The organism is Pediococcus pentosaceus, assembly GCF_001437285.1.
GTDB lineage: Bacteria > Bacillota > Bacilli > Lactobacillales > Lactobacillaceae > Pediococcus > Pediococcus pentosaceus.
Genome location: NZ_JQBF01000002.1, coordinates 213,796 through 236,013 on the forward strand (window position 1 = coordinate 213,796; position 22,218 = coordinate 236,013).

20 protein-coding genes and 1 other RNA gene are annotated in these 22,218 nt (G+C 36.8%); 17 read left to right on the forward strand and 4 right to left on the reverse strand.

Translation table 11 applies throughout. The annotated features are described in order from the left end of the window. The first annotated feature begins 29 nt into the window (after positions 1–29). The 3 genes from IV86_RS02880 to IV86_RS02890 are packed head-to-tail and all read left to right on the forward strand — an operon-like array spanning position 30 to position 4,088. Positions 30–2,819: a helicase C-terminal domain-containing protein gene (locus IV86_RS02880; protein WP_056979338.1), complete on the forward strand. Its 2,790-nt coding sequence runs from the start codon at positions 30–32 to the stop codon at positions 2,817–2,819. Between the two features lie 60 nt (positions 2,820–2,879). After that, positions 2,880–3,371 carry a cell wall elongation regulator TseB-like domain-containing protein gene (locus IV86_RS02885; RefSeq protein ID WP_002833046.1) on the forward strand — a complete coding sequence of 164 codons (492 nt, stop codon included), beginning with the start codon at positions 2,880–2,882 and terminating at the stop codon, positions 3,369–3,371. Positions 3,372–3,383: 12 nt separating this feature from the next. Beyond that, positions 3,384–4,088, forward strand: coding sequence for a DnaD domain-containing protein (locus IV86_RS02890; RefSeq protein WP_002833047.1), 705 nt, complete (start codon positions 3,384–3,386; stop codon positions 4,086–4,088). A 37-nt stretch (positions 4,089–4,125) separates the two neighbouring features. On the opposite strand, the gene IV86_RS02895 is transcribed toward IV86_RS02890, so the two are convergent. Further along, positions 4,126–6,435 carry a PBP1A family penicillin-binding protein gene (locus tag IV86_RS02895; protein ID WP_056979339.1) on the reverse strand — a complete coding sequence of 770 codons (2,310 nt, stop codon included), beginning with the start codon at positions 6,433–6,435 and terminating at the stop codon, positions 4,126–4,128. Between the two features lie 33 nt (positions 6,436–6,468). Then, complete coding sequence (gene recU / locus IV86_RS02900; RefSeq protein WP_002833049.1) at positions 6,469–7,074, reverse strand: Holliday junction resolvase RecU; 606 nt, start codon at positions 7,072–7,074, stop codon at positions 6,469–6,471. Between the two features lie 136 nt (positions 7,075–7,210). Between recU and IV86_RS02905 the strand changes: the two genes are divergently transcribed. From IV86_RS02905 to IV86_RS02955, 12 genes are all read left to right on the forward strand, one after another. After that, a complete protein-coding gene (locus IV86_RS02905) occupies positions 7,211–7,762 on the forward strand; it encodes an SLOG family protein (protein ID WP_002833050.1) in 552 nt (183 codons plus the stop codon). A gap of 75 nt (positions 7,763–7,837) precedes the next feature. Further along, positions 7,838–8,179, forward strand: coding sequence for a cell division regulator GpsB (gene gpsB, locus IV86_RS02910; protein ID WP_056979340.1), 342 nt, complete (start codon positions 7,838–7,840; stop codon positions 8,177–8,179). A 22-nt stretch (positions 8,180–8,201) separates the two neighbouring features. Then, an RNA gene (rnpB, locus tag IV86_RS08580) (RNase P RNA component class B) lies at positions 8,202–8,574 on the forward strand. Between the two features lie 86 nt (positions 8,575–8,660). Further along, the gene (locus tag IV86_RS02915; RefSeq protein WP_002833052.1) at positions 8,661–9,791 is read left to right on the forward strand and encodes a THUMP domain-containing class I SAM-dependent RNA methyltransferase; all 1,131 of its coding nucleotides are present in this window, start codon (positions 8,661–8,663) and stop codon (positions 9,789–9,791) included. A gap of 9 nt (positions 9,792–9,800) precedes the next feature. Continuing rightward, a complete protein-coding gene (locus IV86_RS02920) occupies positions 9,801–10,895 on the forward strand; it encodes an NAD(P)/FAD-dependent oxidoreductase (protein ID WP_056979341.1) in 1,095 nt (364 codons plus the stop codon). 13 nt (positions 10,896–10,908) lie between these two features. After that, positions 10,909–11,295 carry an EbsA family protein gene (locus tag IV86_RS02925; protein WP_023440352.1) on the forward strand — a complete coding sequence of 129 codons (387 nt, stop codon included), beginning with the start codon at positions 10,909–10,911 and terminating at the stop codon, positions 11,293–11,295. Positions 11,296–11,302: 7 nt separating this feature from the next. After that, positions 11,303–12,964 carry a formate--tetrahydrofolate ligase gene (locus IV86_RS02930; protein ID WP_056979342.1) on the forward strand — a complete coding sequence of 554 codons (1,662 nt, stop codon included), beginning with the start codon at positions 11,303–11,305 and terminating at the stop codon, positions 12,962–12,964. 13 nt (positions 12,965–12,977) lie between these two features. After that, positions 12,978–13,430 (forward strand): signal peptidase II, encoded by a 453-nt coding sequence (lspA, locus tag IV86_RS02935; protein ID WP_011673358.1) that lies wholly within the window; start codon positions 12,978–12,980, stop codon positions 13,428–13,430. 9 nt (positions 13,431–13,439) lie between these two features. Further along, positions 13,440–14,342, forward strand: a complete 903-nt coding sequence (locus IV86_RS02940; RefSeq protein ID WP_011673359.1) for an RluA family pseudouridine synthase — start codon at positions 13,440–13,442, stop codon at positions 14,340–14,342. 160 nt (positions 14,343–14,502) lie between these two features. Then, a complete protein-coding gene (gene pyrR / locus IV86_RS02945) occupies positions 14,503–15,036 on the forward strand; it encodes a bifunctional pyr operon transcriptional regulator/uracil phosphoribosyltransferase PyrR (RefSeq protein ID WP_056979343.1) in 534 nt (177 codons plus the stop codon). 27 nt (positions 15,037–15,063) lie between these two features. After that, positions 15,064–16,143 carry a carbamoyl phosphate synthase small subunit gene (locus IV86_RS02950; protein ID WP_002833059.1) on the forward strand — a complete coding sequence of 360 codons (1,080 nt, stop codon included), beginning with the start codon at positions 15,064–15,066 and terminating at the stop codon, positions 16,141–16,143. A gap of 1 nt (position 16,144) precedes the next feature. Continuing rightward, a complete protein-coding gene (locus IV86_RS02955) occupies positions 16,145–18,601 on the forward strand; it encodes an ATP-binding protein (RefSeq protein ID WP_002833060.1) in 2,457 nt (818 codons plus the stop codon). 57 nt (positions 18,602–18,658) lie between these two features. Here the strand turns inward: IV86_RS02955 and IV86_RS02960 are convergent, their stop codons facing one another. Next, complete coding sequence (locus IV86_RS02960; protein ID WP_002833061.1) at positions 18,659–20,365, reverse strand: NFACT RNA binding domain-containing protein; 1,707 nt, start codon at positions 20,363–20,365, stop codon at positions 18,659–18,661. A 145-nt stretch (positions 20,366–20,510) separates the two neighbouring features. Between IV86_RS02960 and IV86_RS02965 the strand changes: the two genes are divergently transcribed. Beyond that, the gene (locus IV86_RS02965) at positions 20,511–20,921 is read left to right on the forward strand and encodes a MarR family winged helix-turn-helix transcriptional regulator (protein WP_011673362.1); all 411 of its coding nucleotides are present in this window, start codon (positions 20,511–20,513) and stop codon (positions 20,919–20,921) included. A gap of 86 nt (positions 20,922–21,007) precedes the next feature. After that, on the forward strand, positions 21,008–21,871 hold the full coding sequence (locus tag IV86_RS02970) for a DegV family protein (protein ID WP_056979344.1): 864 nt from the start codon (positions 21,008–21,010) through the stop codon (positions 21,869–21,871). Here IV86_RS02970 and IV86_RS02975 read toward each other — a convergent pair. Then, positions 21,856–22,218: a fluoride efflux transporter FluC gene (locus tag IV86_RS02975; protein ID WP_002833064.1), complete on the reverse strand. Its 363-nt coding sequence runs from the start codon at positions 22,216–22,218 to the stop codon at positions 21,856–21,858. The genes IV86_RS02970 and IV86_RS02975 overlap by 16 nt on opposite strands.

The following is a 22,218-nucleotide window of genomic DNA, read 5'->3' on the forward strand; positions in this document are numbered from 1 at the left end:
ATAGGTAGATAACAAAGTGGAGATGTGAAATGAATAAAACAAAGTATGCCGTCGTTGATTTAGAAATGACAGGTAGTGATTTCGATGGTGACAATCGAATCATCCAAATCGGATGCGCTTTTGTTGAAAATGGAAAAATTGTGGATACCTTTCAAAGTAAGGTTAATCCGCAAAGACCGATTCCAGCGGGAATTACTAAACTGACAGGAATCACCGATGAGCAGGTGCAAAATGCCCCTAAATTTAATGATATTGTAGATGAAGTATATCGAAAATTAGTCGATACTGTTTTTGTAGCTCATAATGTAGAATTCGATTTTCCCTTCTTGAATCAAGAATTGGTTCGTAGTGGATATCCGGAACTTAACATTCCAGCTGTCGATACGGTTTCCCTCAGTCAAATTGTCTTTTCATTTACCAAGGGTTACCGATTACGTGATTTAACTAGCTATTTAAAAATTGAACATGATGATCCACATTCTGCTGATAGTGACGCCATTGCTACAGCTAATTTGCTAATTGCGATCAAAAAAAATCTCCAACAACTTCCCATTGTAACGTTAGAACGTTTAGTGGAGTTAGGAAAAGACTTACCACGCCAAACGCTATCGATTTTAAAGGACGCTCTACATGAGAACAAACAAAATCCGCAAAAAATTGATGTTGATTTAATGGTGGTCGATGGCGTTGCTTTAAAAAAGCCGATTGCTTTACAAACTGAACACCAAGCAGACGAGAAATTGGTTTATCCTCGGGGAAAACGAGAAAAGGAACAGTTATACAATGGAACCTTAAGCTGGCGTAAATTACAGGGTTCAATTATGAATTTCACCCATCAACAGTTTTCAGTTACGGAAGGCTTCAAAAAGCATGTGGTTATTGAAGCTCCTACCGGATCTGGGAAAACCTTGGGTTATTTATTCCCATTGAGTTATATTGCACGTGAACAACAGCGTAAAGTAGTTGTTAGTGTACCTACAACCATTTTACAAAACCAAGTTCTAGCAGTAGGACGTCAGCAGTTGAATGCTATTTTAGAAACGCCGATGCAGTTTGCAATTCTGAAAGGGAGTAGTAATTATCTTAATTTAGAAGCCTTCATGAAAAGTATTACCCATCAAACGTTAAGCAAAGATTCTCGCTTGGTGGCCATGAAGATTCTGGTATGGCTTACTAAGACGGATACTGGTGATTTTGATGAAATTAACCACCATATTAACTTTTCTAACTTCGTCGATGGCATAAGACATCATGGAAAAACCGTGCTTAACCCGAAATCTAAGTTCTTTGAGTATGACTTTTACCGTAGAGCGATGAAAAAGCTGAAGTATGCAGACTTTATTATTACCAATCATCGTTATTTAGCATTACACGCCGATGAAATTGGAGAATCTGATCAACAACCATTACTAGTGATTGACGAAGCCCAGCATTTTCCAACGATTGTTTCCAATATGAATCAAAAATTTCTAGACTTAAACGAGTTGATGATGGAAACCCATCGGTTAGTTAGTCGTTTAGTAATGAACCATAAGCGCAATTTAATTCAAGCGACTAAACATCAACCCTTAGCTGGATTTCATATTCGGCGCTTTGTTAACAGTCTCGAGCATATTAATACTCAAATTACGGAGATTCAACAAAAGCTATTTGATAAATTTGTGGCTCCTTGTAAGAAAAATTTATATGAAAACCAACCAGCCGAGATTGTCATTAAAAATAATGTTATTAACCAAATGGCTAAGCACGAATTTCATCAAGTGGTTCAGGAATTGGCCAATACATTTATTGAGTTTGATGCGTTAGATCGCTTTTTTAAAGACCAAGAACTTACTCCGGAAATTAGGGATGATTGGGCTCAAATCAAAGCTTTTCAAAGTAATTTAACGAAATTCTACGATGCTATTCGAGAAATTACTGATCATCTCAATCAAAATATTTATTGGATCACGCTAGGTCCAAATCATGATCCGGGAAGTATTCGGATTGGTAAAGAAATTTTAGATACGGGAGAATTCTACCGGCAAAAAATCGAACCATTTTATCATAAGGTTCTTTTAATTGGTGGAACGCTATTCTTTGAACATAAGCGTAGTTACTTCTTAGACCAATTTGGCTTGCATAAACCCGAGACATCGATACGGACTTTCAGACGCGGCGTGGACTTCGAAAACCAGTTAGATTTTGAAGTACTACAAAGCGACTTTACGATTGATTATGAAAGCAACCAGGATCAATATGCTGACTTTTTGGCAGAGGCAATTGAAGCGTTGACGAGGGATATTAACCGTCAAACGCTAGTTCTCTTTAATTCTTTAGAAACCTTGCGAAATGTTTATAATAGGCTACATGATTCTGATTTAAACGAAAGTCGCAGGATTATCGCGCAAGGTATCCATGGTTCTAAAGCAAAAATCATTCGAGAGTTTAACGATGAAGAAAATGCTATTTTGTTTGGAGCAGCCTCTTTTTGGGAGGGAGTTGATTTTCCAGGAGATCGTTTGGAATATTTAATTGTGACTCGCTTGCCATTCCGCTCACCGGAAGATCGGATGGTTCAATTTGCACGTAAGAATAAGCGCTCCTCCTTTATGAGTTTTGTCTTACCAGATGCCTTGTTAACTTTCAAACAAGGGATCGGGAGGTTGATTCGTAATAGTGATGATACAGGGGTAGCAGTAATGTTAGATAACCGTATTATTAATAAAGATTATGGTAAATTATTTATTAAACAGCTGCCAAGTGGCGTAAATGCCAATTTAGGTAATATTAATGAAGTCAAAGAAAGAGTGAATAATTTCTTTAATAATCAAGAATAGCTTTCTTTGAAGCTGACTTTTGATATATAATCATTTTGTTAGTGTTAGACGAGGGGTATTATGGCAGAAAAAAATAATAAGCATCCATTTTGGTTAATCGCCTTTATTGTCATTGCAACGGTTGTGGGCTCAATATTTATTATCGTGCAAGAAATTAATCGACCAGAGCGCTATGACAGTAAGGTAGCAACCGAAATTGCAAAGAAAAATACCAATTTAAAGAAAGTCGATCGAGTAACTCGATTTGTATATAATCAGGTTGAATATACGGTCTCTGGAACCAAGGCTAATGGAAATAGTATTTTCGTTGTGCTTACGGATAACGGCAAAAAGGCTACAGTCTATGACCAAACGGCAGGCGTAAGTGAACAAAAAGCCATCGCTAGTGTTCAAAGTGATCCTAATCTGAAGAAAATTACTTCTAGTCGATTTGGAATTATTAAAAACAAACCGGTCTGGATGGTTTCTTATATCAACCAAAAAGATAGATTAGTTACTAAAACGATTAACTTTAAAACGGGTGAAGAACTTAAAACCATTACAACATACTAATAGGAGGAACAAATGCAAGATTTACTTCTTAGTCTTTTAGAGGACGGGAGTATCAGCATTGCTAACTTTTTATTAGATAACTATGCAAAACTCGGCATGACAAATGACGAGTTTTTGCTTTATCTACAGATTAAAAAGGAGCAATCACGGGGAAATTCGTTTCCTCAGATGGATAAACTTGCTGATAGCCTCGGAATGACTAGTCAAAACCTCTTTTCGACCATCCAAGCATTACAAGACAAAAAGATTCTAGAAATTAAACAGCGAAAAGACGACCAGGGGCGGTTAACCGATTTTTATGATTTTAGCCTGCTTTATCAAAAAATGATTGCGTTATTTGATAATAAAGTAGAAGAAACTGAAAAGGTGGCGACCGCTAAGCAGGAAAATAATATCTATGATCAAATTCAGATTGAGTTTGGTCGACCTTTATCGCCAATTGAAATTGAAACCATTTCGCAATGGATTGATACCGACCATTTTTCTTATGATTTAATACGTTTAGCTCTTAAGGAAGCTGTATTAAATCAAGCATATAATTTAAAATATATGGATCGAATTTTGTTAAATTGGCAACAACGTCACTTAACCACTCCAGCTCAGGTTGAAAATAGTTTGAACTCTCGACCTACTAGTCAGGATACGAGTTCGTCGAATAAAGATAATCAAAAGAAGCATATCCAAATTCCACTGGTTAAATTAACTAAAGACAACTAAAAAAGATCATCTCATTGATTGAGATGATCTTTTTTAGTTATTCAGAATCACTAGCAGAGCTAGTAGAAGTTGTTGAAGTAGAAGTGGTAGTAGAAGTGCTATCACTTGTCGTATCATTACTGCTTACGTTAGAGCTATAGGATGATGTGCTGGAGTTATCTTCAGAAGAAGTATCGTTGCTGCTACTATCATCGTCGTCAGCATCAGAACTACTATAACGACTACTATAAGAAGAGTTTGAATGCTTGCTAGAATAACTTGACCAGCTACTGCTACTGTTGTTCTTAGAGTATTCATCACTCTTGCCAGTCTCATCATAATCTTCACCAATTTGATAATACTGGTTAGTACCTTTTTTACCAACTGTTGAAGGCATGGTCCAGTCTTCGTTGGAAGAGTATTGAGATAGGTAATAAATCATATACTTCCAATAATACTGAGCTAACTCAGTTTGTGATTGAGTTAGGTAACCAGTCGAAGTATTTGGATGATCATAACCAGTCCAAACAGCTAACGAGTAATCCTTGGTATAACCAGCCATCCAAGAATCACTAGATGCTGAACTTGGAATGTCATTTGCTTCGGTAGCTTTCTTCGAATAGGCTACGGTACCAGTTTTAGAAGCCATATTCATGCCAGTAATATTAGCTGCAGTACCAGAGCCTTGCGAGTCAGTTGTGACTCCTTTTAGAATCGATGTCATCAAGAAAGCTGTAGCCTTACTCATTGCACGAACACCTTTAGACTTGTAGGTATAGGTTTTACCGCTATTAGTATCAATTTTATTAATATAAGTTGGCTTGTGATAGATACCATCATTAGCAAAGGCAGCATAGGCAGCGGCTGTTTGAAGTGTAGAAATGTACAACCCAATTCCATTATTAAGGTTATAGGGTTCCTTACTTGTAATTCCTAAACCTTCAAGGAAAGTTGTTGCCTTGGAAATGCCGACATCTTGTAAGGTTCGAATCGCAGGAACGTTTCGAGATTGAATTAACGCATCTCGTACTGTCATTGTTCCCTTAAACTTATGATCAAAGTCATAAAGTTTTGTGTCTGTTCCAGGATAAGTAAATGGAGTATCTTTAACTTTTCGATACGTCGACCACTTCAGATATTCAAATGCGGGACCGTAATCCATTAGTGGTTTAGCGGTTGAACCAGAGCTACGGTCAGTTTGAACAGCTCGGTTTAAACCATAAGTAACATCACCAGTTTTACGTCCACCAATCATCGCGGCGATTTTTCCATTTTTACTATTGACTAACGTGGCACCAATTTGAAGCTCATCATCGTTAAATTGTACCGTTTGGTCATTATTTGCTAAATCATAAAGTTTCTTTTGAGCCGCATAGTCCATGTTAGTATAAACTTTCAAACCACCCTTAGCAGTATCAAATCCTTTATCAGAAAGGTCTTGTAACACTTGTTTAATATAAGGATCAATAATCTTGTTTTTCTTAGCTGAGTTAGTTGAAGTTTCATGGGTCTCTGAAAGTCCATCAGAGATACTTTCTTTTTGCGCTTCTGTTGCTTGAGCTTGAGTAATCACTTTATTAGAAGCCATGGCTTGAAGAACCGTGTCTCGACGGGACTTAGCATACTTAGGGTTACTAATCGGATCGTAATTAGTAGGGGATTGTGGCATACCGGCTAATAAAGCCAATTGAGCTAAATCTAATTTTTCAAGCGACTTACCAAAGTAATACTTAGCCGCTGTTTGCATACCGTAAATACCATTACCCATGTAAACCTTATTAATATAGAATTCAAGAATCTGATCTTTACTATATTTCTTATCAACCTTCAAAGCTAACCAAGCTTCTTGAGCCTTAACTCTTAAAGTTCGATCTGATGCGTCCGTAGAGAATACAGATAATTTAACCAATTGCTGAGTTAAGGTACTAGCGCCTTGTAGACCTAAAGAAGATCCTGTAAGGTTAGCAACTGTTGCTCCTACAATACGAATGGGATCCACACCGTTATTCTTGTAGAAGCGACGATCTTCAATCGAAACAATCGCGTTCTTTAAAGTCTTTGGAATCTTGTCTTTTTTAACATATTCACGATTTTGTGATCCCAGACGAGTTAATACTTTACCGTCTTTATCGTAAATTACAGTGGCGTTATCACTCGATAATTTAGCTTCCGTGATTTTAGGAGCGCTTTGAGCATAGTACATAAAGAGCCCACCACCGAAAATAATCATCGCTACAAAAACTGCTACTGCTGCCAACAATAACTTCTTAATTAAGGAAGAATGTCGGTTGGGTTTAGGGTGTTTACCCATTTTCGAATGTTGCGTTCGTCGCATGGGTCGATTTTGGTACTGATTTCCGTTGTTCATAGATAATCTCCTTGCTGTTAGAAAATCGATTTTTTATAAATTCTCTATAATTTTATCAACCGCTTTTAGGTATGGAATTAAAGGATTCATTTGGTATTCCAATTGATATCCTTGTTCTTCAAATACCGAAAGGGGAATCGATTTCCGACCACCATTTTCTTTACTATCCCAAAACTGAAAAAGATCTTTCGTCTTCAGTAGAAATATCTTGTTCAATTTTACAAACTTTATAATTGTAAAGCAAATTCCACCAACTTTCTCGCAATCCTTCATATGATTAATTTGATGCTCATGGAAATTACTTAAAGGAAAGGAAGTAGAATTGGTTGTTTCCTTTGCGTCAAAATCGATATACTTACCTCGATATACTCCATTATAGTCAGTAGTGGAAGCCTTACTAAAGTAAGCCTCTTTAATCTGTGCCGCGCTGCGTTTAGGATAATCAACCTTCACAATTTGAATTGGTGTTGGTTTTTTATGAATAACAGCAACCCCGTGGCTTAGATAATAAGCGTTACTTTCATTAAGTTCTTCTTCTAAGGACATACCTCTTTTACCGTAAATAGGAGGCATGCTAACCTTGGCTTGGCTCATTTTAGGAGTGGTTGCTTTTGACCCAGTTGGATAATTAAATTTCAAAGATACGTCCTCCTGTTCATCTATTATACTATGGTATTTAGTTTGATAGATTACAAATAGTTTAAAAAGCGTATATCATATAGAAAATAAAACAAAATTTAATATTATGCTAAATTTAGGATTGAGGTGAGCGTTAATGAGTAGATTATGGGTGACAGGGTATCGTAGTTATGAATTATCAATTTTTTCAGACCAGGATCCCAAATTAAAAGTAATTCAAAATGCACTGAAACGAAAGTTAATTGAGAAAGTTGAATCTGGCACCACGTGGATAATTGCTGGGCCACAATTAGGAACTGAACAGTGGTCGCTTGAATTAGCAAACGAACTCAAAATGGATTATCCAGAATTACAGACAGCCTTAATGTTTCCATTTAGTGATTTTGGTAAACAGTGGAAAGAAGAAAAAGTCGAGAAACTAGCTTTAATCAAAGCCAAGGTAGATTTTTTTGCTAATGTTAGCGAAAATCCTTATCAAAACCCTCAACAATTAAGAAATTACCAAAACTTCATGTTAAACCATACCGATGAGGCCCTTTTGTTGTATGATGATGAACATGAAGGAAAAACTAAATTTGATTTAAATGCCATTCGAAGCTTTCAAGAACATAATTCATATAATGTAGAAACGATTGATTTTTACGATTTAGAAGAAGAATCCATGTTATATGAAGAAAAGGACGAATAATTCTTTGAATTTTTTAAAATCTTTGATACAATGATACATGGTAATTTGAACAAAAGTAATCGACGAGGTGCAACGATGGACAACATTAATTTTACTCCAAAAGATATTTTGCAAAAGGAATTCAAACCAAAGATGCGTGGATATGATCCTGCTGACGTGGATACATTCCTAGATTCAGTGATTAAAGATTACGAAAATTTCGGTAAAGAAATTGAACGTATGAAGAATGAAAATGATCGTTTAACTGACAAAGTTGACGAACTTAATAAGCAAGTTTCTGCTGGTGGAACTGTTGAAGAATCAGCACCAGTTAATGGAGCTACAAACGTAGATGTTTTGAAACGTTTGTCAAACCTTGAACGTCGCGTGTTTGGTGCTCAACTTGAAGATACTGATAATAGTTCACATCGTATCTAATTCAATTTAATAACACTTTGTAAATCTCGGGTAATTGCGGTTAGCATCTGCTGACTGAGGAAAGTCCATGCTCGCACAAGCTGCGATGCTTGTAGTGTTCGTGCCTGGTGAAAAAATAAGCTGGGGCATTTGCTTTGCAAATGACGGCAAGTGAACAAGCTAAAGCCTTCGGTCATGCTTAAGTAGCTTTGAAAAGTGCCACAGAGACGATCTTATTAAGAAATTAATAAGTTGGAACGCGGTAAACCCCTCGAGCGGGCAACCCAAACTATGGTAGGGGAGCTTCACATCTGGAATTGAACTAAATGTGGGGGCAGACATTGTCTGGAGATAGATGATTACCCAAATTTAAATTTTCCTGAGAATTTATTTTGGACAAAACATGGCTTATAGAGATTTACAAATCAGGAAAGCTAGGGTAAAAGTTATCTTTTATCCTGGCTTTTTATTTTAACTAAAATTTATAAATAGGGAAGTAAATATGAAGAAATTCAATTTAATTGCCACAATGGCAAGTGGTTTAGAAAGTTTAACAAAAAATGAATTAAAAGATTTAGGCTATGAAGTTCAAACTGAAAATGGTCGGGTTCGTTTTGAAGGGACCTTTGAAGATATTATTAAAACTAATTTATGGTTAAGAACCGCTGACCGAATTAAAATCGTTGTTGGTGAGTTTGAAGCTAAAACGTTTGATGATTTATTCGAATCTGTAAAGGCATTGCCTTGGGACGAATTGATCCCTGTGGATGGAGCTTTTCCAGTTAGTGGTAAATCTAAAAAATCAACTCTTTTTAGTGTTCCAGATATTCAAGCTATTACTAAAAAAGCGGTTGTTGAAAAATTACGTGAGGTTTTCCATTGGCGTAATCAATTTCCAGAAACAGGGGCTAAATATGGTCTTGAAGTAGCCATTGATAAAGACCATGTCATGATTACCCTTGATACAACGGGTGATAGTTTATTCAAGCGTGGTTACCGACTACATAAGGGTACTGCTCCACTAAAAGAAACTATGGCAGCCGCATTGGTTTTGCTAACTAACTGGTATCCAGACAAACCACTTGTGGATCCATTTTGTGGTTCTGGTACAGTTTTAATTGAAGCAGCCATGATTGGCCAAAATATTGCGCCGGGTTTTAACCGTGATTTTGCCTGTGAAGACTGGCCCATTGTCGATCAAGAAATGGTAGAACGGGTTCGTGCTGCTGCAGATGAAAAGGCCAATTACGATGTTGAATTAGACATCACTGGTTACGATATTGATCAAAATATGATTGATATTGCAACTGAAAATGCGGAAGAAGCTGGATTATCTGGAATTATTTCCTTTAAGCAACAAGCAGTTAAGGACTTTAAAACTGATAAGAAGAATGGTGTTATGATTGGTAACCCTCCTTATGGGGAACGAATGGGGGACCAAGAGTTAGTTCGAAAGATTTATCGTCAATTAGGGGCTGCAACGGGTTCGCTAACTACCTGGAGTCGTTATTTTATTACGAGTGATTTAGATTTTGAAAATTATTATGGTCAAAAAGCCACTAAAAAACGTAAATTATATAATGGTGCTTTGAGAACTGATTATTTCCAATTCTGGGGTAAACGTGAAAGGTAGGTCTTGATAGTGAAAATTGCGGTTATTGGAAATGGAATTGTTGGCGCAACTTTTGTTAATGAAATTTTAGAGCGATTTCCTGCATACCAAATCGTCCAATTTGACGGTATTAAAGGGACTGCAACGACAGCTTCTGCCGGAATTATTGCTCCTTGGTTATCTAAACGTCGAAATAAAAAATGGTACAATTTGGCTCGTCAAGGGGCGGAATATATGTACCAAATAGCAGAAAAATACCGAATGCCTCCAGCAGTCTATTTTAAAAGTGGCGTAATTTATACACGAGATAATAATGAAAAGATTAGTGCACTACTCACCTTAGCTAAGGACCGAATTAAAGACGCTCCTCAAATGGAGGGATTTCGGCGGATTGATAATGCCGAAATCAAACAACTTTTTAATTTTATCCAAACTGAAAATAATGGAGTTTTAGTTGAGGGTGGCGCACGAATCGATGGACAAAAATTTGTTGAATTTTTGAATCAGCGCAATCAAACAAAGTTCGAATTACGTAATGAACGAGCTGTTTTATCGAAAAATGGAACAGATACCCTGGTTAATGGTGAAAAATTTGATTTAATCGTCTTAGCTGTAGGTGCTTGGCTAAAAGATACTTTAAGCGATATTGGCATCGAAGCCTTAACTCGTCCTCAAAAGGGGCAGTTAATTGAAGTAGAGCTTCCTGGGCAAGCCCAAGTTAATGCAAATGCTCCCGTTTTAATGCCTGAAGGTGAACGAGATTTTATTCCTACTAACCATGGAACTTTACTCATTGGAGCTACTCATGAAAATGATCAAGGATTTGATTTAACAGTGAGTGATCAAATTATTGACGATTTATTAGCCAGTGGGCAACGAGTGATTTCTAATTTAGATAAATCGATGGTCAAGAATACGCGCGTAGGGACACGGGCGTATACTGAGGATTTTGCACCATTCTTTGGCTATTTGCCAAACCAACCACAAATTATGGTAGCGTCTGGATTAGGTTCATCTGGGTTAACTACAGGTCCAATTATTGGAAAACTATTAGCTGATTTAGTAGAAAATCCCGAGTTGGATATGACTGATTTGACTAAACCACTGACAACATACATTAAGTAGAGAGGTACATGGTATGAAGAAAGTAGAAAGTTTTTATTATCAGCCAGATTTTTTAAATAACATGATCAGCTGGTCATGGACTCTAATGATTCTGATTGTAGGTATTATTTTCTGGTTAGAAGTAACAACATTTAATTGGATTACGGCGACTTTTTTTGCATTGTTTATTGTAGTAATCAGTGTACAAACTGTCAGTCGAACCGTTGAAATAATTGGTTCTGAGCTGATTATTAATCGGGTAATCAAAAGTAATTTCACAATTTTAAGCATTAGTAAAATTAAAAATGTAACGCAAGGCAAAATGTCACTAAGTTTTGACTATGGCAATAAAAGATATAAACTATTAATGAGTCGTAAGTCATCAGATAAATTATTTAAAGCTTTGACAAAAAAGGGGTAGAAGATTAATGAATGATATTGAAATTTCCCAGAATGCTGAAATGTTACCAATTCAAACAATTGCTAAACAAGCCGGATTTGATGAAAAGGTAGTCGAACCTTATGGTCATTACAAGGCCAAAATTGATATTTTTTCCGAGAAACCAAATACGCAACTTGGAAAATTGGTTCTGGTCACCTCGATTAATCCAACGCCCGCTGGAGAAGGTAAATCGACCGTAACCGTTGGATTAGGTGATGCTTTAAATGACTTGACGGGGTCAGCAATGATTGCCTTACGTGAACCCTCCCAAGGTCCCGTTATGGGTATGAAAGGTGGTGCCACCGGCGGAGGTTACTCCCAAGTAATTCCGATGGACGACATCAATTTGCATTTTACTGGTGATATGCATGCTTTGACTGCAGCTAATAATACTTTAGCAGCTTTGATTGACAATCATCTTCAGCAAGGAAATGAACTCAATATCGATCCTCGAACCATCGTTTGGCGTCGCTGTTTAGACATTAATGACCGCGCGCTACGTAATATAGTTATTGGATTGGGAGGGCGCTTTAGTGGTGTGCCTCGAGAAGATAAATTTGACATTACCGTAGCCAGTGAACTAATGGCTATCTTGTGCCTAGCCCAAGATTTAAATGATTTAAAGGAACGGATTAACCGTATTTTGATTGCCAATAACTATGATGGTCAACCCATCTTTGTTAAAGACCTACACGTTGGTGGCGCCATTGCTACGTTGCTAAAAGATGTGATTAAGCCTAATTTAGTGCAAACCCTTGGTCATACTCCCGCCATAATTCATGGTGGACCTTTTGCTAATATTGCTCATGGGTGCAACAGTGTTTTAGCCACGAAAACTGCTTTACGACATGCAAAATATACTGTAACTGAAGCTGGTTTTGGAGCTGATTTGGGAGCTGAAAAATTCCTCGATATCAAGACCCCTGTCCTGGGCAAGCAACCTGATGCAATTGTAATTGTGGCAACGGTACGGGCCTTAAAATACAATGGTGGAGCTAAACTAGCTGATTTAAAAAATGAAGATGTGGAAGCTCTCCAAAAAGGTTACATTAATTTACAACGTCATATCAAAAATATGCAACGTTATAACATCCCTGTAACTGTTTCAATTAATCATTTTATTAGTGATACAGACCAAGAGGTTAACACGCTAGTTAAGTTGATTGAAGCGGAAGGTGTATCTGCAATTGTTACCGATGCGTGGGCCAAGGGTGGTGCAGGTTCTAAAGATTTAGCCAATGAAGTGATTGCCTTGGCTGATACTAATCAGGGACCAATGACTAAGTTATACGATAACAATGGCCGAATCGAAGACAAAATTAAAACAATTGTTCAAAAAATATATGGTGGTAGTGATGTAGAATATTCACCACAAGCACTTAAGAAAATTAAAGAATGTGTAGCAAATGGTTGGGATCATCTCCCAATTTGTATGGCAAAATCCCAGTATTCATTTTCAGATGATCCTAAACAGTTAGGAGCACCAAGTGACTTTGTTATGCATGTTAACGATATTAACATTCGACTAGGAGCAGGATTCTTAGTCATTCAAACTGGTAAGGTGCTTACTATGCCAGGACTTCCCAAGCATCCTGCCGCATTAGATATCGACATCGATAGTAAAGGAGAAATTACCGGATTATTCTAGTAATTAAAGTTTTATGAAATGGTTTAGTTATATAGTTGGTTTATTACTTTTAGTAATTGATCAGCTGGTAAAAAGCGCTGTTAGTAATCAGATTGCTTTAGGAACTGTTAAAAGTTTTATTCCAGGAGTATTGTCCTTAACCAATTTACGTAATGATGGTGCCGCTTGGAGTATTTTATCAGGAAATCAGATATTTTTTTATCTAATCACCGTAGTAGCTTTAGTCGTATTAATCTATTTACTAGTTACACAGCGCCAGCACTTATTATATCAATGGGGATTAACCCTCATGATTACAGGAACCTTGGGTAATTTTATTGACCGCATTCGTTTAAAATACGTTGTTGATATGTTTCAAATTGACTTTTTCAATTTTCCAATTTTTAACATTGCTGATATGTGCTTAACTTTTGGTGTCATCATATTATTCATTGCCATTATTCGCGACGAAAGAATTGAGGGGTAGTTAGAGTTTATGGAACAATTTTCATTTGTGGTTTCAGATCAAGAAAGTGGGCGTTTGGATAAAGTAGTTACCAATCATTATCCAGATTTAACACGGTCAAAAATCCAAAATTTAATTAAACAAGAGCAAATTTTAGTAAATCAAGCACCAACCACCAATCGGTATAAAGTTTCAGAAAATGATGTAATTGACGTTACTTTACCTGATCCAGTCGAAGTTAGTGTAAAACCCGAAAAAATGAATTTAGATATTGTGTTTGAAGATGATGACGTAATTGTCGTTAATAAGCCGCAAGGTATGGTAGTACATCCTGCTCCGGGACATGAAAATGGCACATTAGTAAATGGTTTATTAGACCATGCACCATTAGCAACGGTTAACGGAGAGCTACGCCCAGGAATTGTTCATCGTATCGACAAAGACACTTCGGGCCTATTGATGGTTGCTAAAAATGATCAAGCAATGCTGAGCTTAAGTGCGCAGTTGAAAGCTAAAACGAACCAACGAAAGTATTTAGCAATCGTACATGGCAATTTCAAGGAAGAAGCTGGCACAATCAATGCTCCAATCGGTAGGTCTAAAAAAGATCGCAAAAAAATGGCTATTGTTGAAGATGGTCGTCCAGCCGTAACTCATTTTAAGGTTTTAGAACGTTTTACGGACTATACTTTAATTGAATGTGAGTTGGAAACCGGGCGCACTCATCAAATTAGAGTTCATCTTAAATATATTGGTCATCCGGTAGCGGGGGACCCACTTTATGGCCCTCGAAATACCTTAAAAGGTAATGGTCAATTCTTACATGCCAAGTTACTAGGATTTAAACATCCGCGTACAGGTGAAGAACTAGTATTTGAAGTTGATCCACCACAAATTTTTCAAGATACACTTAGTAAGCTTAGAGGAATTTAAAAAAGAGTTATAACAAAGATTGATATTTACCAATGTGTCTTTTGTTATAACTCTTTTTTCTATATACTTATAAAATAATGTTAGATTAAGGTTAGGAGTTCCAATTACTGATATAATTGAATTAGTGAGTTTTTGAAAGAAGAAGGAGGACTTGGCGAGTATGGAAAAAGAAATTATGGATGCCATGGCAATGAAAAGGGCTTTAACAAGAATTACTTATGAAATTATCGAACGTAATAAAGGGGTCGAAGACATCGTATTGATTGGTATAAAAACGCGTGGTGTTTTTATTGCTAAGCGAATTGCTGAACGTCTGAAACAACTTGAAAATTTTGATATTCCAGTTGGTGAATTGGATATAGCTGAATACCGTGATGATCAACGTAATTCAGCTGAACCACGTTCAACTAAAGCTAATTCTAGTCTTGCTAAACTTGATTTAAAGGATCGAAAAGTGATTTTGATTGATGATGTTCTCTATACTGGACGAACAATCCGCGCTGCTATGGACGCAATTATGGATATTAACCGTCCAGCTCAAATTAGTTTAGCGGTTCTTGTCGATCGTGGACATCGGGAATTACCAATTCGTGCTGATTTTGTGGGTAAGAATATTCCAACAGCACAAAACGAGAAAATTAACGTTTTTGTCCGCGAAATTGATAATGAAGACGTTGTTCTCTTAGAAAATTAACATGATTTAACTGTGGAGGTGGCTATTATGGCAGACCGATATTTAATATTAGAAGACGGTTCCGTTTTTAAGGGTAAAGCATTCGGATCGCGAGCAACCACCTTTGGCGAAGTTGTTTTTACTACCGTAATGACTGGATATCAACAAGTCATTACCAATCAAATTTATCATAATCAGATTATTGTTTTCTCTGAACCCACAATTGGTGCTGTAGGAATTGATCGGGCGAGCTATGAATCGGTTGATCCCACTTGTAAAGGCGTCATTGTTAGAGATGTAGCTGCGGTTTCCATTAATCGACGTCGCCGCTTATCTTTAGATGAATACTTAAAACGGCAAAACATTCCAGGAATTTCTGGAATTGACACCCGTGCTCTGATTAAAAAATTACGTTCAACCGGAACCATTAAAGGCAGTATTATAGATCCTGTTAAGGATTTGGAACATGCTTTTGATCAGCTAAGAGCTATTGTTTTAACTAATCAACAGGTTAATCAAGTATCTACTCCCAAAGCCTTTCCAAATCCAGGAAATGGCAAAAATGTGGTAGTCGTTGATTTAGGGCTTAAATACGGAATTCTTCGGCAACTTAGCCAGCGGGATTGTAATGTAACAGTTCTGGGGTATTCAGCTACTGCGGATAGTATTTTTAGTTTAGATCCTGATGGTGTTATTATTTCGACCGGTCCGGGGAATCCGCGCGATTTGCCTCCGGAAGTGATTGAGATGATTCAGATTGTTGAGCGTAATATCCCGTTATTTGCGATTGGATTGGGACACGAAGCTTTTGCAATTGCGAATGGCTGTGAAATTATGGAATTATCATCTGAACACCATGGTTCTAATCATCCAATTCTATCTGTTATCACAGATGAAATTATGTACGCCTCACATGGACAAGGATTTACGGTAGACCCTAATTCTGTAGATCGTAATGATTTAATCGTAACGCATTACGATTTAATTGATCACTCCGTGCAAGGACTACGTCACCGAGATTTTCCAGCTTTCAGTGTTCAATTCTTTCCAGATAGTTCTCCTGGTCCAACGGAAGCTACCGAATTGTTTGATGAATTTATGGAAATGATGACAAGAGGGGGTCGTTGATTTGGCAAGATCGCGTGCTAAAAATATTTTGATTATTGGAGCAGGACCAACACAAATCGGACGTGATACCGAAAGTGAAGCGGCCGCCGTTCAAATAATCAAAAATTTTGCTGAAACTGATCGTAATTTATTTTATGTCACTAGTGATGCAAATTCAGTGATTCCTCGTTTAGATGTTGATGTTAAATTTATTGAAGCCGAATTAACGGTTAACAGCCTGATCCAAATTTTACGAGAAAATGAAATAGATGTTATTTTGCCAGTGGCTGGAAATACAGTTGCTTTGCAGCTTTCTGAACAACTAAATGAATCAGGTATTTTAAAAGAACTCAACGTCCGTACCTTGGGGGTAACAACCACTACTATTCATAATATTAACAACCCTGAGTTGATGAACCGCGTTCTTAAACATATTAAAGAACCAACTATTCCTACTACGGTTGTTGAAAATGTGACAGATGCGTTAAGATTTGCGAAAAGGGTTGGATTCCCGGTTTTGATTAAGCCCATTGCATCTTTAACTAAAACTAACCGGATTAAGTGTGATAATGAACATCAACTAATGGAGATGCTTGAATCGGCATTCAAGGTTTCTATTACTAATCAAGTTGCTGTTGAAAAAAGTGTAGTTGGCTATAAAGAAATTGAAATGATTGTCATTCGTGACGCTGAAGGATCAAAGCTTTTAATTAACGGGGGCGAAAACTTTAATCCAATTGGCGTTCACTCTGGAGATTCCATTATTTTTAGTCCCACCCAAACACTAACCGACGTCGAATTTCAATCGCTACGGACGGCTGCTCTAAAGATAGCTGAAATCTTGAAAATAAAGGGAGTTTGCCACGTTCAATTTGCCTTGGATCCAACGGATGGCAAGCATTTTATTACCCGGATCAATCCCTTTTTCGATCGATCATCGGCATTTGCTGCTAGGGCAACTGGTTATCCCATTGCCAATGTAGTTGCCAAGATCTTAATGGGACAAAACTTACGTGAAATTAAACTTTCGGGAGTTCAACGCCATGATTCATTAGCATTGATTGAACCCGTGATGGATCACATTGCAGTCCGCTTTCCAACTTGGTCTTTTGCCAGCTTTAAAAATGCTAACCAACAACTTAATACCCGAATGAAATCGACGGGTTCGGTAATGGCCTTTGGACGTAGTGCAGAAGAAGCTTTACAAAAGGCGATTCGTTCAGTTGATTCAACTACGGCAGCCGAACAAGCAGCCTTAGATGAATCCCAACTAAGTGAAGCGCAATTAATTAACGTTTTAATACATCCTCGTGCTGGAGAAGTTTATTACTTGTTGGAAGCAATCCGTCGTGGATACACTGTTGATGAGCTGGCTAAGATGACGCATATTGACGCATTCTATTTCTATAAGTTACGCCATTTAGTTAAACTAGAGCAACGACTTAGAGATAATCGTTTTGACATGGCAGCCTTACAAGAAGCTAAGTATTTTGGCTTTGGTGATACGCAAATTGCCCATCTTTGGCAAGTAAGATCTGATGAAGTCCGCGATTTTCGTATTAAAAAGGCTCATGTATTTGCGACCTATAAGGGTGTGGAACCAACTGCTGGAGAATTTCCTTACCTAACTAATACTTACTATTCTACTTTTGAGGATGAGGATGAAGCTGTTCGAACAACTGGTAAAAAGATTCTTGTTCTCGGAACAGCTAACAGCCAAGTTGGTACTAATAGCGCAGCTGAATATACAACCTTTCAGACAATTCAACGTTGTCAGAAATTAGGGTATAAGGTTATCTTAATTAACAATAATCCGAATGCGTTAACTTTAATTCCTGATTTAGCGGATAAAATCTACTTAGAACCACTAACCGTTGAGAATTGCTTGAATATTATTCATCAAGAAAAACCTGATAAAATCATAGCCCAAGGAAAATGGGAAATTGTTACCCAATTAGTCTTGCGGAATGTTCAGGTGGAACAGCTTCCTGTTAGTCGAACTACTCGATCAGAAAATATCGAGGCCGATTACATGGGTGTTATCAGTTCCATCAATGGTTCTATCAACTTATTTGGCGTTGTTGGTATTGATGAAGATAATATGTTTATTCCAATTGAAGTTTCGGAAGCATTAAAAGTTAAAGTAGATCCGTTAATTAAAAATGCAAACCAGCATATTACTAATAATGGTATTTATTCAGTTATTATTAAGGAAAATATGCATCAGCTTCAAATTGTAAGTGTTGTGCCTTTAGCGGTGCAAGATTTACCATTTTTATCATTTGCTTTTGATCAAGATTTTGCTGGTATAATCACGGAGATTACCTTGAATGGATCAAGTAAAATCGAAAATCATCCGATAATACAAGGTGATTATCGCTATTCACATGTTTATCCTTACACTCAATTTGGTCTTAAGAAACCGCAAAATCCACCATTCTCCTTAGCAATTGGTGCTGAATTTCAGTCTATAAAATAAAAAAACCACTTTATGAAAATTTTATTTCATAAAGTGGTTTTCGCGTTTTAAAAGTACCTAAATCATAAATGGACGAATCGCCTCTAAACTAGGTGTAACTTTGATAGTTTTTTGTCCTTCATAAATTACAAAACCAGGTTTAGAACCATTAGGTTTACGAATATTACGGACTTGAACGTAGTCAACAGCTACATTAGCAGAATTACGAGCCTTAGAATAGTAGGCTGCGATTGTGGCAGCTTCCTCGATGGTTTTTTCTGAAGGTTGATTACTTTCAATGATTACGTGAGAACCTGGAATATCTTTTGCATGTAACCAGTAGAAATCTTTTTTAGCCGTCTTCATGGTTAACCGATCATTTTGAGTATCATTTTTACCGACTAGAATGGTTGTATGGTCACTAGCTTCAAATCGTTCCGGCTTACTCTTAGTTGGTTTAATCCGTTTTTTAGGGTTAACTTGCTTTTTAAGGTAACCTTCATTTTCCAATTCTAATTTAATATCATCTAAGTCTTCCGGCTTGGCTAAGTCAATTTGAGTTTCAATGTTATCTAAGAAATTAATTTCACTTTCAGTTTTAGCAATTTGCTCAGAAACGTACTTCACTGCATTCTTCTCTTTTTGATACTTCGTAAAGTATTTTTGAGCGTTTTTGGAAGGGGACAATTGATTTGATAAACCGATTTTAATTAACTTATTTTCATCATAGAAGTTAGGTAACTCAATCTCAGTCATACCTCGTTCAATCTGGTGTAAATAGGTTGTTAGAATTTCACCTTTAACACGATAAGTATCTGCAAGCTTGGTTTGATTCATAGTTTGTTGTAATTTTTTTAGCTTTTTCCGATTCTTTTTCAGCTCATTACGAACTACTCGAATTAAAACGTGCCCACGTTGTTGAACACGATCGCGTTGAACCTTTTCATAATAATAATGATCTAATGTTTCTGAAAGACTAGCATATTGGTGAACGTCATTTTCGTTAACATCTAATTGAGGTTTAACGGCTGCAAAAGTAAGCTTTCCGGCTTTGTTATCATAAATAAAACCAGTAGGTTGGTCAAACTTGGCTAAGTAATCCTGAATGGTTTTTAAGGAATCTTTAGCGTTAACCATCTCATAGGCGAGTTCTAAGGCTGTTTCCTTACCAAAGCCCTGGAAGGTTGTTCGAATAGCTTGTGCAAGTACCTCATAATTAGGGTATTTATTTTGTAATTCCATCATCTTTTCAGCGTCAGCTACAAAAGGGTTGAGTAAATCTTGGGCTGGTGGAGTCAGATAATGGGCTCCTGGTACCAACATTCGATAACGATTTTGATCAGAAGAAATATGTTTAATCGTGTCAATAATCTTGCCAGTTGTTGACGAGTGGAGAACAATATTGCTTCGTCGTCCCATAATTTCAACGGATAAAATCAAATCTTCTTCATCACCAATATCGTTACGGTGAGCAAAATGAAGATTAATGATTCGATCATTTTCAACTTGTGTGATGTCCTTTAGAATAGCGCCATCAAGATGTTTTCTAAGACTCATAACAAAGTTACTAGGCGTAGAAGGGTTGGTTAAGGTTTGTTCCGTAATTTGCGCTCTGGCGTAATTAGGGTGAGAAGATAATAATAATGCTTTGTTCTTACGATTTACTCGAATCGTAAGAACAAGTTCGCCTTGATAAGGTTGGTAGATTTTAGCTACCCGACCAGTTTTTAGTGTATTCACTAATTCTTTTACCATGGCATGGGTAAATAATCCATCAAAAGCCATATTTTATCAGTCCATTCTATATTAAAGTGAGATACCTAAGTATAACGTTAAAAAATATTTGTTGCAAAAATACTTATATTTGTACCATACAAGTATTTTTGTTGTATAATACAAATATAGGTTTGATTAAAGGAGTGTTATTAAAATGATTGGTAATTTAGAGGCTTTAGAGGTCATCAATCGACAAAGATATAACTTTTTGAAGAGCACTTGTATGGAAAATGGTGGGACGATTGCAGACTGGAAAATTACCAATTTTTTAAAAGATGATCTATTGTCGGTTCAAGATTTTGTTGATAAAAGTGGTTTAGATATCTCGACACTCAGTCGCCAAGTAAAGCGTGCCGTAGAGAAAAAATTAATATCTCGAAATAAAATTGAAGCGGATCATCGTCGAACGCTGTTTAAAATTACCGAAAAAGGTCGTCTTTTAAAAGATGAGGTTAATCGCCAATTAGATATTTATGATCAAAAACTATTTGAAAATTGGTCAAAAGAAGAGTTGTCGATGTTCAATATTTTGATTAATCGAGTTTTGAAAAATGCCTTAAAATAGTAGTAATTAGTCCGTTATAGACGAGAAATTGAGACTGATTTATGTTATAGTATTTGTTATTGATTTAAAATGAAGTGGGTGTACTAATGAAAACAGCTATTGTTACTGATAGTACTTGTTATTTAACTGATCAAGAAATTGCAGACAACAATATAACCGTTGTACCAATACCAGTAATTATCGACGGCAAAATCTATAAAGAAGGCGTTGATATTACTACAGAGGAGTTTTATGAACGTTTACGGACTTCTCAATCCTTTCCAAGTACTTCTCAACCACCATTGGGTGAAATGATTGAATTATATGAAAATTTAGCTAAGGCTGGATACGATACGATTATCAGTATTCATCTGGCCAGCGCGATTTCAGGCTTCGTTTCAAGTCTAAAGAGTCTTGAGGGTACCATCGAAGGCGTTAATCTGGTTGTTTATGATTCACAAATCACTATTCGCTTAATGGGAATTCTAGCCTTAGAGGCTGCTAGATTAGCTCGTGAAGGAAAAGATGTTGATACCATTTTAGAACGTTTGGACTATGTCCGTTCGACCTTCGGAGAATATTTTGTTGTTGATGATTTACAAAATCTCGTTCGTGGTGGTCGACTTTCTAATGCTTCTGCTTTTGTTGGAAGTTTATTGAAAATCAAACCAATTCTAACTTTTAATGATGCGCATGAAATTGTGGCCTTTGAAAAAGTACGTTCTCGTAAAAAAGCGATTGCCCGCGTTGAAAAACTTTTTGATGAAGCTTACCGCTCGGCTGAGTATCCTCTACGGGCATTTGTTATTCATGGTAATGATGAAAAATCAGCCTTGAAATGGAAGGCTAGCTTAGAGGAAAAATATCCTCAATTGCCAATTGATATTTCTTATTTTGGTCCTGTGATTGGAACCCATTTGGGTGAAAAAGCGATCGCTCTAATTTGGGTAATTGATTATACAAAGGCATAAATCTGCATTCCTAGATAAACAAGTATGATTCCAAATCCTAAACTTGCACAACTGTAAAGTAGTGCAAGTTTTTTTGTTGTCTTATCTTGTCCTAGAGTGACTATTTCGTTAGCAAAGGTAGAGAACGTCGAAAGCCCTCCGAGAAAACCACTTATTAATAACAATTTAAGCTTAGAATCGTGAATAGTAACGGTTAAGAAGCCAATCAAAAAACAAGCAATCATATTTACAATAAAAGTTGACCAAGGAAAGGCGTGTTTTTTAAATGTTTGGTTTAAGTGCGTAGTTATAAAAAGACGAGCAACAGCACCAAGGGCCGTACCCATACCAACATAAACTAGAATCAT